The organism is Pseudoalteromonas sp. Hal040 (genome assembly GCF_037162425.1).
GTDB classification, from domain to species: domain Bacteria; phylum Pseudomonadota; class Gammaproteobacteria; order Enterobacterales; family Alteromonadaceae; genus Pseudoalteromonas; species Pseudoalteromonas gelatinilytica.
In genome coordinates this window covers 760380-774530 of record NZ_JARLUU010000002.1, presented here as the reverse complement: position 1 = coordinate 774530, position 14151 = coordinate 760380, and the positions used below count along the sequence as shown (strand labels likewise).

Annotated in this window: 13 protein-coding genes and 1 pseudogene; 11 read left to right on the top strand and 3 right to left on the bottom strand. The window is 38.4% G+C overall.

All coding sequences use genetic code 11. The annotated features are described in order from the left end of the window. Window positions 1-3 precede the first annotated feature (3 nt). The 6 genes and pseudogenes from P4S60_RS21045 to P4S60_RS21015 all read left to right on the top strand — a co-directional run bounded on the left by P4S60_RS21045 (window position 4) and on the right by P4S60_RS21015 (window position 6852). Entirely contained in the window at window positions 4-3132 is a 3129-nt protein-coding gene (locus tag P4S60_RS21045; protein WP_337117472.1) for a Z1 domain-containing protein, read from the top strand. Further along, window positions 3129-4090, top strand: a pseudogene (locus P4S60_RS21575) (PD-(D/E)XK motif protein). The gene P4S60_RS21045 and the pseudogene P4S60_RS21575 overlap by 4 nt, the downstream one beginning before the upstream one ends. Then, entirely contained in the window at window positions 4091-4639 is a 549-nt protein-coding gene (locus P4S60_RS21030) for a hypothetical protein (protein WP_337117469.1), read from the top strand. 143 nt (window positions 4640-4782) lie between these two features. Beyond that, window positions 4783-5268: an AIPR family protein gene (locus tag P4S60_RS21025; protein ID WP_337117468.1), complete on the top strand. Its 486-nt coding sequence runs from the start codon at window positions 4783-4785 to the stop codon at window positions 5266-5268. Between the two features lies 1 nt (window position 5269). Further along, window positions 5270-5944 carry an AIPR family protein gene (locus tag P4S60_RS21020; protein WP_337117467.1) on the top strand — a complete coding sequence of 225 codons (675 nt, stop codon included), beginning with the start codon at window positions 5270-5272 and terminating at the stop codon, window positions 5942-5944. Between the two features lie 47 nt (window positions 5945-5991). Then, window positions 5992-6852, top strand: a complete 861-nt coding sequence (locus P4S60_RS21015; RefSeq protein WP_337117466.1) for a restriction endonuclease — start codon at window positions 5992-5994, stop codon at window positions 6850-6852. 40 nt (window positions 6853-6892) lie between these two features. On the opposite strand, the gene P4S60_RS21010 is transcribed toward P4S60_RS21015, so the two are convergent. Further along, on the bottom strand, window positions 6893-8425 hold the full coding sequence (locus P4S60_RS21010; RefSeq protein WP_337117465.1) for a DNA cytosine methyltransferase: 1533 nt from the start codon (window positions 8423-8425) through the stop codon (window positions 6893-6895). A gap of 459 nt (window positions 8426-8884) precedes the next feature. Then, complete coding sequence (locus P4S60_RS21005) at window positions 8885-9739, bottom strand: LysR family transcriptional regulator (RefSeq protein WP_337117464.1); 855 nt, start codon at window positions 9737-9739, stop codon at window positions 8885-8887. 81 nt (window positions 9740-9820) lie between these two features. On the opposite strand from P4S60_RS21005, the gene P4S60_RS21000 reads away from it, so the two are divergent. Next, the gene (locus tag P4S60_RS21000) at window positions 9821-10042 is read left to right on the top strand and encodes a DUF2798 domain-containing protein (RefSeq protein ID WP_337117463.1); all 222 of its coding nucleotides are present in this window, start codon (window positions 9821-9823) and stop codon (window positions 10040-10042) included. Further along, complete coding sequence (locus P4S60_RS20995) at window positions 10039-10320, top strand: putative quinol monooxygenase (RefSeq protein ID WP_337117462.1); 282 nt, start codon at window positions 10039-10041, stop codon at window positions 10318-10320. The genes P4S60_RS21000 and P4S60_RS20995 overlap by 4 nt, the downstream gene beginning before the upstream one ends. Before the next feature lie 321 nt (window positions 10321-10641). Here P4S60_RS20995 and P4S60_RS20990 read toward each other — a convergent pair whose 3' ends face one another. Continuing rightward, complete coding sequence (locus P4S60_RS20990) at window positions 10642-10947, bottom strand: hypothetical protein (protein ID WP_274168216.1); 306 nt, start codon at window positions 10945-10947, stop codon at window positions 10642-10644. Window positions 10948-11059: 112 nt separating this feature from the next. Between P4S60_RS20990 and P4S60_RS20985 the strand changes: the two genes are divergently transcribed. The 3 genes from P4S60_RS20985 to P4S60_RS20975 all read left to right on the top strand — a co-directional run bounded on the left by P4S60_RS20985 (window position 11060) and on the right by P4S60_RS20975 (window position 14124). Beyond that, window positions 11060-11968 (top strand): LysR substrate-binding domain-containing protein, encoded by a 909-nt coding sequence (locus tag P4S60_RS20985; RefSeq protein ID WP_337117461.1) that lies wholly within the window; start codon window positions 11060-11062, stop codon window positions 11966-11968. Between the two features lie 75 nt (window positions 11969-12043). Continuing rightward, window positions 12044-13354 (top strand): BamA/TamA family outer membrane protein, encoded by a 1311-nt coding sequence (locus tag P4S60_RS20980; RefSeq protein ID WP_337117460.1) that lies wholly within the window; start codon window positions 12044-12046, stop codon window positions 13352-13354. Window positions 13355-13431: 77 nt separating this feature from the next. Beyond that, entirely contained in the window at window positions 13432-14124 is a 693-nt protein-coding gene (locus tag P4S60_RS20975; RefSeq protein ID WP_158679680.1) for a hypothetical protein, read from the top strand. Window positions 14125-14151: the final 27 nt, after the last annotated feature.

Genomic DNA, 14151 nt, shown 5'->3' with positions numbered 1-14151 from the left:
TATATGGATAATTATCGCTTTAAGTACCAAGAAGCTATTAAAGATAAATTTAAACAATATATTAAAACTTCTAGCTTTGATTCACTAGATGCAATGCGAGCTGAATTGGCGGATAAAATATACTCTAGTCTTTTAATTGTGGCTGAACATTTAAATTGGCCACATATAGACAGAGGTACATTTGAAAATTACTTTGAAGTTATAAGAAAAGAAGTTCAATCAAATCATGTAACAACAATTGAACAGCCGAGAATTTTATCCAAAAGTAAGGAAACTTGGTTAACTGAATCAAGAAAAGAAAATATAACTTGGAGTTATACCGAGAGGTACTTGGAATATCTTAGAGACCAAGGGCGAGCTGATCCAGTTGTTGAAGAAATTAATAGTTCTAGCTTAAAAATTTTAAGGAAATTGGCAGATCCTAAAGCTCAATCCCCAACGTTTGTTAAAGGATTGGTAGATGGTGATGTTCAGTCTGGTAAAACAGGAAACTTCAATGCGGTGATCAACCGTGCCCTAGATGCAGGTTATAAGTTAATTATTGTCTTATCTGGCATCATGGACGATCTTCGCTCACAAACACAAGCAAGGATAGATAAAGATGTTATTGGGGACGGGAAAGGTGTTGGATTAAAACAACCATTTGGTCATCAAGGTGACGAAAGTGTGTTTCAAGTTATTTCAATTACTTCTGAAGAGGCTGATTTTAACAGGTCGTTAGCTGGAGGAATGCCTTCGTTAAATCAAGCGAACATTATGGTTTGTAAGAAAAATGTAAGCATTCTCAAAAATATATTACTTTGGTTAAAAGATAACTTACCTAAAGGTGAAGCTAAGCACAGCCTACCATTATTGATTATTGATGATGAAGCAGATAATGCTTCATTAAATAATGAAGGTCATAAAGGTGAAAAATACGCCTCTAAAATCAATGGACACATAAGGGCTATACTAGGTATTTTTCATAAAAAGTCTTATTTAGGCTATACAGCGACCCCATTTGCAAATGTAATACAAGATAGAAATGAAGCTTCTGATGATTTATGGAGTATTCCAGACAAATCTAAAGAGGACTCCCAAGAGTCACTATTTGAGCAGGTTGATAATTTATTCCCAGATGACTTTATTTTTTTGCTCGATTCACCAACAAACTATATTGGTGCTCACAGGATATTTGAGACTCTTCAGCCAAGTAAAAAACTACCAGTCGTATTTGATATCGATGATTATGTTTCGGATTTCCCTAGCAAAGTTATGGAGACTGATGACAATGTAATTGGAGTCGAGAGGTTTGATAGTAAAAAAGACTGGGATGATAAGGTCGGTAAATATAGCAACTATCTTAACTTCACATCATACAGTGAATATCGACGCGGGACCCGGGCTGCTAAATCTGTAGATAATTTTCCAACAGCCTTACCTGAAAGCATTAAAGAAGCGGTAATGTGCTTTATTTTAGGTATAGCTGTTCGAGAGACTAGACGTAAAGACATGTTCCATTCCAAAGTCTACCAACCCCATAATACGATGCTTGTTCATATATCTAGATTTACTGCTTGGCAAAATAAGGCTGCAGCTTTGCTCAAGGATTTCTATAAAGACATTGAGACGCGATTAAAAATGGATAATCCGAACTCTGCAAGCTCAATTTACCGTAAATTTGAAAAGGTCTGGTTAGATAAGTGTGCGGTTATTGTTGGCTCAATTCATAGTTATCTACCGGATCAGTATATAGATGAATATATGCAACCAGTCTCATTTGATGCAATATGTCCTTTACTTGTGGATGCTGTATCGAACATTGAAGTGACGGCTTTAAACAGTGCTACCGGTAAAGAATTGAAGTATCAAGATGAAAAGCCTCGTAAGATAATTGCGATTGGTGGTAATAGACTATCGAGGGGTTTCACTTTAGAAGGGTTGACAGTAAGTTATTTTGTTCGAACTACAAATTATTCTGATTCACTTTTACAAATGGGCAGGTGGTTCGGCTACCGCCCTGGCTATTTAGATTGTTGCAAACTGTTCACCTCACGAGATCTAATATCTAAGTATGACTCAACATCATTATGTATTGATGAATTGAAAGCTGAATTTAAGAAAATGGATGAAAAAGAAGCGACTCCTAGAGATTTTGAACTAAAAGTTAGGAAGCATCCAGGTGTCTTACAAATTACACGACCTACAATTTTAAAAAATACAACAAATGTGAAATGGTCCTTCCAAGATTCATTAGTGATGACAACAGAATTTGATGTTACTAAAGAGAAAATCAGCAATGTCTGGGGAGACTTTAAAAGAATAATTTCACCTTTATTCGTGAACGCTGAGACTAGGGGATCATTGCTCTCAACGACTGTATCTTCAGAAGACTTACTCAGAATACTCGATGGAAATAATAATTTTGATGAGACTAGGCTCAACCTAATCAAGCAATACCTAAAAAAATGTGCAGACAAAAACTTACTAACATCTTGGACTATTGCTATTAAATTAACTGGCACCGCTTCTAAAGAAAAGGGGCTTGGTGTCATGCTGGCAGAAGATACAGGCCTTTCCGAAGACATCCAATTAGCCGTGAGAAGCGGTCCAACTCCAGTTAAAGGCAACCACTTTTATGATGAGTTTGTAAAAGATCAAAAGTTCAAAGCAACTGGCTCATCTGCCAATATTATGAGTGGTGGTAGTGATATGAAAGTTGCTCTTGATGAGGGCATAGCTTATTTAGCAGAAAAAGAGTTTATTAAAGAAAAAGCCCAAGAAATATTGATCAATAACCCAAACCTGACCAAAGACGAAGCAATTAAGCAGGCAGAAACAAAGACTAAACCTGAGCGAATATATCGAGAAAAATTAACTCAAAATCAGGCGGTTTTGATTTTTTATTTATTTGATCCATTCTATGCGTTTAACCAAGTATCAGGAAATGTGGATTTAGAAGTTCGACGCTTATTGAAAGAGAGAGAACAAGAACTGACAGAACCGTTAGTTGGCATGGCTTTAGGCTTTCCTCCTATCAAACGAACGATCGACCCGTGTGGTGAATATGTCAAAGGTGACTACAACCTAGAGATTCCTGAAGAAGAAGATGATGCTTCAGGTGAACTCTTACCTTCGGATGCAGAATTGTGATTGAATTAACTGATAAGTGGCACTTGCTAGAGTCGCAAGATTCCCGCACTGGGTATAAAACTCTACGTTTTGAGGCTACAGGTCCTTTAGAGCTATTTTTATCTGTCGATGATGGGGGAAATCATTCAATCTTAATTTATCTCCCTCCTTCTTACACGCCTAAATTTGATGCTATAAACAACGATAATATAGAGCTTCTATTTATCAAGAATGGACACTTTCTTCTGATAAGACTTTTAGATAATGATTTTTCTTCATTATTCGATGACTTAGTTATTTCTTTGGTTGATTCAATAAAAGATATTTTAGACCCTATAAATGCATCTAAAGAGTTTATTAGTACATATGTAAAATGGAGCTCTTTTTTTCTAAGACGATTGAAAAAGGTTTGAGTAAAGAGCGAGTCATTGGCTTGTGGGGAGAGCTAAGCTATTTACTAGATTTAATAAGAAACGCTAGTTCTGGTCCAAGAGTAGATTCTATTTTGAAAGCTTGGGTCGGTCCGTATGATGCGCCTCATGATTTCGAATTGCCAAATTCTTCTTTAGAAATAAAAACAAAGCTAATAAGTTCATCAATGGTTAAAATTTCTAGCGAATTCCAGTTAGATAATATTGATGATAAAAACTTATTTTTGACTGTATTCTCGATTAGCGAAACAGAACTTGGATTGTCATTGAAAGATCTTTTTGTAAAAATCAAATTTAGAGTTCAGAAGCTTAGTGGGGACGTTACCTTATTATTAGCTGCTTTAGAAAAAGAAAATTTAGACGAGGAAAGGCTAGCAAAGTATTCAAATTTATTGTTTGCTAGAAAGAGAAAAGAAGTTTTTGATTGTGATATTGATTGCTTTCCAAAAATTGTGAGTTCCACCCTCCCACCTGCAGTTTATTCAGTAAAATATAACCTAGATTTGAGAGAGTTAGAGAAATATAAAGTTTCACAGGAGAGTTACTAAGTGGATATAAGCGCTGTTTTAAATACTCGAGAAGATTTATTAGATTCTAGTAAAGATGAAAATGATTTCATTCAACAAAGCTTATTAATAGATGAAGTAATGCCACTCTTACTGGAAACAAAGGTTGTAGACTCTGAAGACATCAATCACACATATTACTTGTCAAGTGACAACAAAACTAAGATTAATGGTTATTCCGTAAATAGTTCTGGCGAACGGCTTCAAATATTCATTGTAGATGAGACCTATTTAGCGGAAAACTGTAACAGCTTTTATGTATCGCAACGAAGCGTGTATGAAGATCAATTTAAAAAGGGCATTCGACTTGTATCATCTGCATTTCAGAGAAAACTTGAAAATATTCAGGAGTCTGAACCTATCAAACCATTGATTGCTAAGTTAGGCAGTGAGGATGGGCTGATACAATTTGATGTTATAGAAATATTTCTTGTTACTTTATCTGCTACTGTTTCATTTAGGGGGAAGAGCCTCAACTACGTAGCATTTATTTTAAAGATGAAAAGAAAAGTTTTACTTATAAAGTTTTAGGACAGAAAGCTGAATCTAAAGAACTTCTTTTTATTAGAAGGGTTGTAGATTTAAATTATTTAGCAAATATTTACGCTTCACAAGGTAGGGCTGAACCTCTTAAAGTTGTTTTTAAAGACGTAATTGGAAAGAATATTGAAGTAATGAAAGCTGCAGATGAGTCGGAGTTTGAGTCATACTTATGTGTTTTAGATGCTCCCATATTGGCAGATCTTTATAAAAGATATTCAACTCAGTTGTTAGAAAAAAATGTTCGTTCATTTTTACAATTCAAAGGTGTTAACAGAGGAATTAAACAAACAATTAAGGATGAACCTGAAAAGTTCATTGCATTTAATAATGGATTAACTATTACAGCTACAGAAGCGAAAACATCTTTTTATAGAAAGTCACTTTATTTGGAAAGCCTAGAAGACTTCCAAATTGTAAATGGTGGGCAGACTACAGCTTCTATTTATTTTTCCAATAAGGAAGGGTTAGATATTAGTAATGTAAAAGTAATGGCTAAGATAAATATTGCTAAAACAAGTAAATCTAAAGATTTAGATGATTTAATTTCTAAAATTAGCGAATACTCAAATAGTCAATCGAGGGTTTCTAAAGTTGATTCTAAGATCGAGAAGCCCTAAATTGGTTCAGTTAAAATCTTTGAGTGAAAGTGTTTTGACGCCCTCAGGCAAGAAATGGTTTTTTGAAAGAGCAAAAGGTGATTTCAACACTCAAGTTAGAAAGAGCACAAATAGTCAAAAATTAAAGAGCGAATTTCCACCCAAGAAACGCTTCACTAAAGAATTATTAGCTAAATATTATTGTGCGTGGGGAGATGCACCATACCTTGTTAAAAAAGGTGGTGAGAAAGTGTTTCGAACATTTATTGAAGATATTGAACCTGAAAAAGAAGCTGGAAAAGAGATTAACCGTGAATTCTATGAACATCTAATCGCTAAAATAATATTATTTAGAACTATGGAAGAGGTTTACGGACAAGGTAAAAATGCCATCGGACAACTTCGTTCTGCGACTGTTCCATATGCGATATCAGCTATTTATTTATGGGCTAAGGAGTTCGAAGGAAAGTTTTCTCTTGAGGTGATATGGAAGCAAGAGGCTCTTAATGTTGAGTTTAAAAAGTATTTGAAACAACTACTCGTTTTAATGAATGATCTAATCAAAATATATTCTTTGAGCGATGATTATGGTGAGTTCTCGAAAAAAGAAGAGCTATGGGAGGTTATAAAATCTTCCTCTGAGCTTAACGAGTTTATGAATTCAGATTTATCAATAAAAATGCTTTCGAATTCATAGTTTTTAGACTTATTATTTTTCATAGAAACAAAACTATAAGGTAAATCGTGGAAGAATTTAAATACAAATATGATGAACTTTTCAACCCAGTGCTTGAGGCTTTTCATAAATTAGGAGGGTCGGGAACCAATCAAGAAGTTGAAGAAACTGTAATAGAGCTTTTATCGTTAACTGACAAAGAGGTCGATGACATACATCGAGGTAATACTACAAAACTCTCTTATCGTTTGGCGTGGGCTAGAAATTACCTTAAAAGGCTAGGATTGATTGAAAACTCTGGGCGTGCATTATGGGCGTTGACAAGTGAAGGGCTGAGAACGAAGAACATTGATAAAAACCAGTCTAAAACAATCTTAAGGGAATTATCAGGTACATCAAAATCTAAGAATCACAATAAAAAACTTGAAGGTAATAATTTAATTGCGAAATCTGACGAGTTAAATGAGCTAACTTGGGAGGATGAACTTGTTGATATACTAAAAGGTATGCAACCTGACGCATTTGAAAGGCTTAGCCAACGATTTTTAAGGGAGCTAGGTTTTTCAAATGTGGAAGTTACTGGTAAGACTGCTGATGGAGGTATAGATGGAAAAGGTATTATTAAAATAGGTGGAGTTTTATCTTTTCATGTTGTATTTCAATGTAAAAGGTATACTGGTTCAGTATCATCTCCATCCATAAGAGACTTTCGTGGTGCAATGATGGGAAGGGCTGATAAGGGATTATTTATTACGACAGGCACATTTACTCGAGACGCAAAAAAAGAAGCCCAAAGAGATGGTGCTACACCAATAGATCTAATTGATGGAAATGATCTAGCTGAGCAATTAAAAAACTTACGACTGGGTGTTGACGTAAAGTTAAAAGAGCATGTAACAATAAAGCCAGAATGGTTTAATTCTATTTGATGCTAGTGTAGAGAAATCACATCTTTGAGGCTTGATTCAATTAAATTAATAGATCTAGAACTATCTCCCCAATTTTTTTAGCCAAATATGGTGGTACTGCGTTTCCTACCTGAACATATTGATCTGTTTTTGTTCCTTCAAAAAAATAATTATCAGGAAAAGTTTGAAGGCGGGCTGCTTCCCTTACAGTGAGGCTTCGGCATTGTTGCGGGTCATAGTGAATAAATGAATGCCCGTCCTTTGACATGTGGCTTGTCACTGTATTCGAGGGTTTATTTGCGGCTTGGGTTCTAAACCTATCAGCATGATCGCCAGATTCCCAGTTTTTATGCTTAGGTGCAAGTTCAAGTGGGAAGTCTCGCGATTTAGGTGAAATGCCATTATTCAGCTTGGTAAATGCCGCACTAAATCCATAACGGAGTAGATCTGCGTTCATGTGCTTTTTAGATTCGTGATTTAGTACTATAGTAGGTGAATCGCTCAAGTACCATTCTCTAATTTTGTTTGGCATTTTAGGTTTAACACTTGTTCTGTTTGAGCATGAACGAGAAAGCCCCCTTATTGGAGAAAGTGAAAGGTTTGAGATTTCTTCTTCACTAAACTTTTCCTTTAATAGCTCAGTAAGCACTTTAGCGTTTTCTGCTATCTGTTCTTCCCAGTCAACTTGGTTATCTGTTTGTTTAGAAAACCCGCTTCGCAATGGTGGCAGATCTGATAGAGCTTCCTCTACGGTTACTCGGTGTTTTACTTCATCAATTGTTTTTGGTATGCAATCTAAGTCTTCTCTCACACCTAATAAAATAACTCTATGTCTAGCTTGTGGAATACCATAATTTTCAGCTTTAATTAAAAAGTCAGATGATATCTTATATTGAGGGTTTTTCGGGTTTTCTGCTGGTGTCACCAATGAATATATTTTGTACCCTGAGACTCCTTTTATTTTTGTAACTCTTCCTGGCTTTCTCAGATCCTTAAGTATATGGGGGAACATTAATTTGTCATTAATTTTGGCTGAGAGGATACCTTTTACATTTTCCATTACGAAAATATCTGGTTGAGCAATAGATAGAACTTTTAAATACTCTAAATATAAAAAGTTACGGTGATCTTTTTCTGCTTTATAATTCTCAATGCCTGCATTACGGGATCTACCTGCAAGCGAATAGGCTTGGCATGGTGGACCGCCAATAACTAGTTTAGGTCCATTATGTCCTTTAATAAGTTCTCTGATGCGGTTATGAATAAGCTCATTATCATTCCCAAGAGCTTTCGGACCTTCTAGTGTTTCTTTAAAGGCAAGTACTGATTGCTCAGGAAACTTTGCGAAGAGCTCATCACGAGATATTTCACCTTGTAAGTATTTATTGTAATAATCTAATCCACCATTTAGCGATTTTATTTTTCTGAAGAATGCTCTAGTTGTTAAGGTCTTATGAGCTGATGGCTCTTTTTCTACAGATATACAAATATCAAATGGTTTATTACCTTTCTTATCTGTTGTTGCTGAAATACCTTCGCCTAGACCACCAGGGCCAGCAAATAAATCAATAACAAGAATTTCACCGTTTTCCATAACTCACTTAACTACTTCAGTATTACAAGATTATGGATAATACCAGGCCTTATTTATCGTATAAAGATATATATATGTATATTTGAACAACCGCCCAAAATATCAGCTAATAATGATCAAGTGAAGACTGATGTGAACTTGGTTTCCCCGTGTTCACACCCGAAATTGAATTAATTATGAGTAATTTACAGCATGGATGCTGTAAAAAGCGTAGCTTAGCCACGGATGGCCTATCTACGCTGTTTACGTTCATTTAATTAATTAAAATTGAGGGGACAGTGTGAACCTCGGGGCGCCGAGAGATTCCAAAGAGAAGTCGGCGTTTACTTCTCTTTGGTTGCCGTCGCCAACGCGACATTAATTAAATTAACGCGATATGAAATCGCTGCTACAAGTGTATTATAAACCTTATTATTGAGTTATTAGACGGGCTAAAGCCAGATCTACAATGCCTCGCAACTACAGCCTTAACACTTCTCCTTGCAAGCTCGGTGAGTCTGCAATACTGGTTTGGAGTTGTTCTATCAACAACTGGGCATTCGCTGATGGTGTGCGTGAATGTGGCCAGAGGGCGTAAATTGGCCTTGCGGGGATACTGTCGGGGGAGTCGATATAACTAAAGTTGCTGGTGTCGTCTATACAGCAAATTTCGCTCATAGGTAGTAAGCCAATGCCATAGCCTGCTTCAACCATTTTTCTGGCGATTGTAATATCAAAGCAAAAGCTTATATGTTCATACTCGGTTTTTAGTTTGTTAAGTAAACTGCTGGGTAGTTGTGACTCTGAATAGGGCAGTATCAGCCTTGATGTTGGGGCATCTTTCTTTTTAACCAGCTTAATTGCGATCATGCCTAGGCGCTTTTGGAAATAACTTGAATCTTGTTGTTCGCCAATGCGAATGGCTAAGTCAAAACGTTTTTGGCTTAGTTGGCTGTTGGCATTACTTGGGTAAATGTGGAGGTTTAGCGCAGGGTTTGCCATCGCAAACTGATTAACTGCCCCCATCAGTGGGCCCGCAATGATGTTTTGTGGGCACAAAAGGTAAAACTCTTTTGCGGCGGGCGAGTCATTTAATTGCTCAAGCTGGCTGTTAAGAGCAAGTACTTGTTCGCCTAGCTCGTTATATAGTGACTCGCCTTTGGCGGTTAACACAATGCCTCGGGCTGTGCGTTGCAGTAATGGCTCAGCGAGTTTCTCTTCTAATGCCTGAATGCGCCTTGATAGGGTCGATAGATTCAGTCCTAAATCTTTTGCTGTTTGGCTCATGCTTTTACGGCGCGCTATTTCAATGAATAAATGCAGATCATCCAGCATACGACTCCCTCAATCTTAGTTTGCATTTTCGTGACTGTTGCCACTTGGCCTGTGCAAATATAGTAACGCCAAGGAGGACATATGAAAATTCATTTTACTTTTACTGCGGCATTTTCGTTTTTAATGTCGTTTTTACTTTCGGCATGGGTCACTTATGTCAACTTAGGGCTGAGCGATACCTTTTTTCTAAGTTGGATGAAGGCGTTTGCTAATGCGTGGCCTGCTGCGTTTATGGTGGCTTTTACGGTTGCCCCACCAATTCGGGTATTGGTTTTAAAGTTATTTAGTAAGGAGTCAGTATGATTAATATCGTGGCAAAAATTACCCCAAAGGCGGCATTATTTGACGACTGTAAAGGGCGTTTACAGGGCATTTTAGCAGCCACTCGTTCAGAGCCAGGTTGTAATCGTTTTGAGCTATTTGCGAGTAAAGAGCAGCGTTGTTTGTTTTTAGTTGAGCAGTTTGAATCGCAAGCCGCCCTTGATGATCATTATGCTCAGCCTTATACCCAAGCTGTGTTCGCGTTTTATGAAAATGCCTTGGCAGAGCCAGTTGAGGTAGAGAAGGTGGAGGTGTGTTGAGAGAAAAGTTAGCGTGATGCGAGGTGCGAGGGGAAAGGAGTTAGGCTCTAGGCAATAGGTGTCAGTCGATTTGTGGGGTTGCTAGGTCGTGTGTTCTTCTATGCAATTAAACCCAGCTTTTGAGTCGTTAGAGGTCAGATATTAGATGTTAGTTGATCTGTGGGGTTGTTCAGGTCGAGCGTTCTTCTGTGCAATGACAACCTTGTAGGAGGTAATTTAGTGCCGAATAAAACATAAAAGAGCGATCAGCCGAAAGCTAAAAAAACTAGGCTACTGGGGAAGTACAGCTATTCGTAGCCTAGTTTCACAAGGTTGAAATGGTTACAGCATATGCAGGATTTGTTTGGCTTTTTCGCGTGTTAAACACGCGGCCATTGGGCGTTTTGCAAACAGCTTGGCTGAGACTGTTTGTTCTTTGCCCATGTATTGGTTGTGCAGTGTTTGCACATTGACTTTGCAGGTCACCGAATGGCTGTTTTCTACATAACGAATTTCTACTCGTTCTACTTTTTTGATTAAGTTTTTATAAGGGTAGCCTTCATCGGTATCAAGCTGAGTAATTACTGGTTGGTTGGCATAACTAAAGCTTGAGGCAGATAAAATTAATAAAATAAGTAAGTATTTCATGGTGGTTGTCCTTGTCTTGTCGCGGTTGGCAATATGAGTATTACTCGTGTCACCACTACTGACAAACGATTAAAAATTGCCTATGCTTAAGTTTTTTTAACTATAAAAGCGTATGCAGTTACCACCATTAAAAAGCCTTTGGTATTTTAAGCACGCGGCAGAGTTAGGTAGTTTTAAGCTTGCGGCAGAGCAATTGTTTGTTAGCCAAGCTGCGGTTAGCCAACAAATTCGCCTGCTAGAACAACAGCTTGATTGCAGCTTGTTTACTCGTCATACCCGTTATGTTGAGCTGACTCGCCAAGGCGAACAGCTATTACCCCATGTACTTAAGGGGTTTAGTCATTTACAGGCAGGTGTGCAGGCTGTTAGCCAAGATAACCACCCAAATACGTTAAATTTAACCGTGCTGCCTTCGTTTGCCAGTGGTTGGTTACTGGGCCGGATTAGCGATTTTCAAAATAAATACCCCAATATCAAAGTGCGTATTGAACCCAGCGATCAACTTGCCGACTTTTCAGCGGGGCAGGTTGATTTAGGCATTCGATTTGGTCAAGGAAATTACCCAGGTTTACACAGTGAGCTTATCAGCGACGACAGTCTATTTTTGGCTTATAAACCCGGTGCCATTGATGTTAATAAACCTCTTAAACCGCAGATTCTGGCGCAAAAATTAATTAAAGATGTGTGCCCAGATGCAGAGCGTGGTTGGTTAACTTTGGCTCAGCAATTAGCTGTAAGCCCAGATGCGCTCCCCGCACTTGAAATTGATAACGCTGCATTAGTTATTCAAGCCACGTTAGCAGGGCAAGGTATTGCAATGGTAAGGCGGCGGTTAATCGAAACTCAACTGCAACTTGGTCAGCTAGAGATTTATCCAAACTATGAGTATCACTGCCAATATAAGTACTACCTTGCTGCGCCGCCCGAACATTTTAAATGGCAAAAAGTGCAGCTGTTTAAAGATTGGTTGCTTGCTCAGTTTGCTTTAGATGATCAGCAGTTTTATCAACTTCATCAGTAACATTTGCGTTAAATCATTTTAAAGTTTTTAAGCACCAGCTATGCTTATTTAAGTCGCTTACTAAAGGAGCTAGTAATGCTTAACTTTAAAGTTATTTTTTGTGGCGTTTGTGTGGCTACAAGCCTAACGGCCAATGCTGATATTTCCCGTGTAAAAGCAAGTATTGAGCGTGTTGAGAGCGCGAATAAAAAGCACGAGTCTTTACTGCTTCCCTACTTATTTAGCACCGATACCATGGGGCTTAACCTTGGTGTGGGTGGCATGATAAAAGGTTACCACCAACCACAAATGACCGTTGGCGCTACTGCATTTAAAGGTGATGTGAGCGAAGGAGCGTGGGCAGGCCTGTTTAACTATAAGGTGTTAGATTCAGAGCGCTGGTATTTTAGTGCCAGTGGTATGGCTGCATATTTTCCTGATCAGCGAGCTTATACCGGAGGCCATAAAGTGCCCATTGCCGACAACGCCGTGTTCCCCGGTAGTAATGACTCTTCAAACGAGGTTTATTTAGAAGCCGATGGTAGCTCGAATTGGTTTGATGCCCGCATCGAATACGCTTTACCGTTTGGCGCAACATCGCAAACAGGCATGGTGCGTTACCAACTTAAAAATGGCTTGTTGGTTTCTGAGCCATCGGGCGGGGCACAGTGGAACCCGTTGGAATCGGGTGTAATGGTTGCAACTGCACGCTATTTTAGGCGCTCGCAAAGCTTTGAATTTAATGAGGGTACACAAGATGGCAGCATTTCAGCAATGGAATTTGGCCTGCTCTATGACAACACCGATTTTGCAACTAACCCAAGTTACGGTAGCAGGCAGTATCTCGCCTATAGCCAATCAATGTCAGGGAGTGACGATATTTATGATTGGGATTTGTGGCAGTTTAATGGCAGTAAGTTTATTTCTTTAGGGGCAAGTGAGTTTGCTCATCAGCGTATTTTAGCATTTAATTTTTGGGCTGCTTATTCACCTAGCTGGCAAGTAAATCACACTCTTGATGGCACTAAGTTTATCTCTGATGCAGCACCTTACAACGAAGGCGCTACATTAGGAGGATTTAAGCGTTTACGGGGTTATGATTTTTATCGATTTCATGACAAAGCAGCCATTTATGGGGCATTCGAATATCGCTATACCCTTAAATACAATCCAATTGCAGATGTAAATTGGTTAAAGTTTTTGAAGCTGGATTGGTTTCAGTTAGTTGGCTTTGTTGAAGCTGGTCGTGTGTCACCTCATTTGACCTTGGATGCATTATGGCAAGACTACCATTATGACTATGGTGTTTCTTTAAGAGCTATGATGTCGGGGTTAGTCGTTCGAACAGAGCTTGCTAATTCAAAAGAAGGGGCAAATTTTTGGGTGATGATAGATCAGCCTTTTTAGTGAAATTGGCGCAGATTTGTTGCAGTTTTATTAGAAACTGATAATCTGTACCCTAACTTTTACAGTGACGTAAATTAATGATTAAACGGATTTTAATGACAACAGCCTTATTGTTGCCCGCTTTTGCTTGGGCGCAGCAAAGTGCTCCTTCAGAAGCATGTCAAAGCATGCAAGCCGAACGTATAGAGCTACAAATAGCCCTGCGTAAAACCAATCTTCTCGACAAAATTGAAGCCTATAAACAGCGCATTCAAAGCTTATCGGCGCGAATATCCGAAACCTGTTTTAGTGAAGAGCAAATTGCTGAGCTTAAATCGTCGTTGTATAACCCTGACATTGCAGAGCTCGAAAACAGCTTGGCAAAGCCATTAACTGAGCAAGCCTACATCAGCAAACAAGCTGCATGGGACCGCTTTTATGTGATGCCGCCACGTTGTACAGCTCGTTCATTACAGCTGCAAAACCTTGAATCGTGCCTTGAAAATAAGCAAGTTCAGTTTCAGCAATTTGATATGTTATGGCAGCAAAAAAGTGCGCAACTTGCCCGTACCGAAGCAAAACCAACAGACTCGTTTCATGAGTTTGTTTTACCTAGCAAAGCCGAACGAGCCAAGTTAACCGCTGAACAAGAATTAAAGCGCTACAGCTACAGCACTGATTCGTTTTTACCAACCAATATTATTGTATTGTGTGTTTTAGCCGTGTCGGTGTTTTTTGGTTTGATATTTATTTTCCATTGGTTAATGCGCCCACGGCCAGTGGTTAAGTGAGTGTTTAGTTAGCGAGGGGAAAGGGGA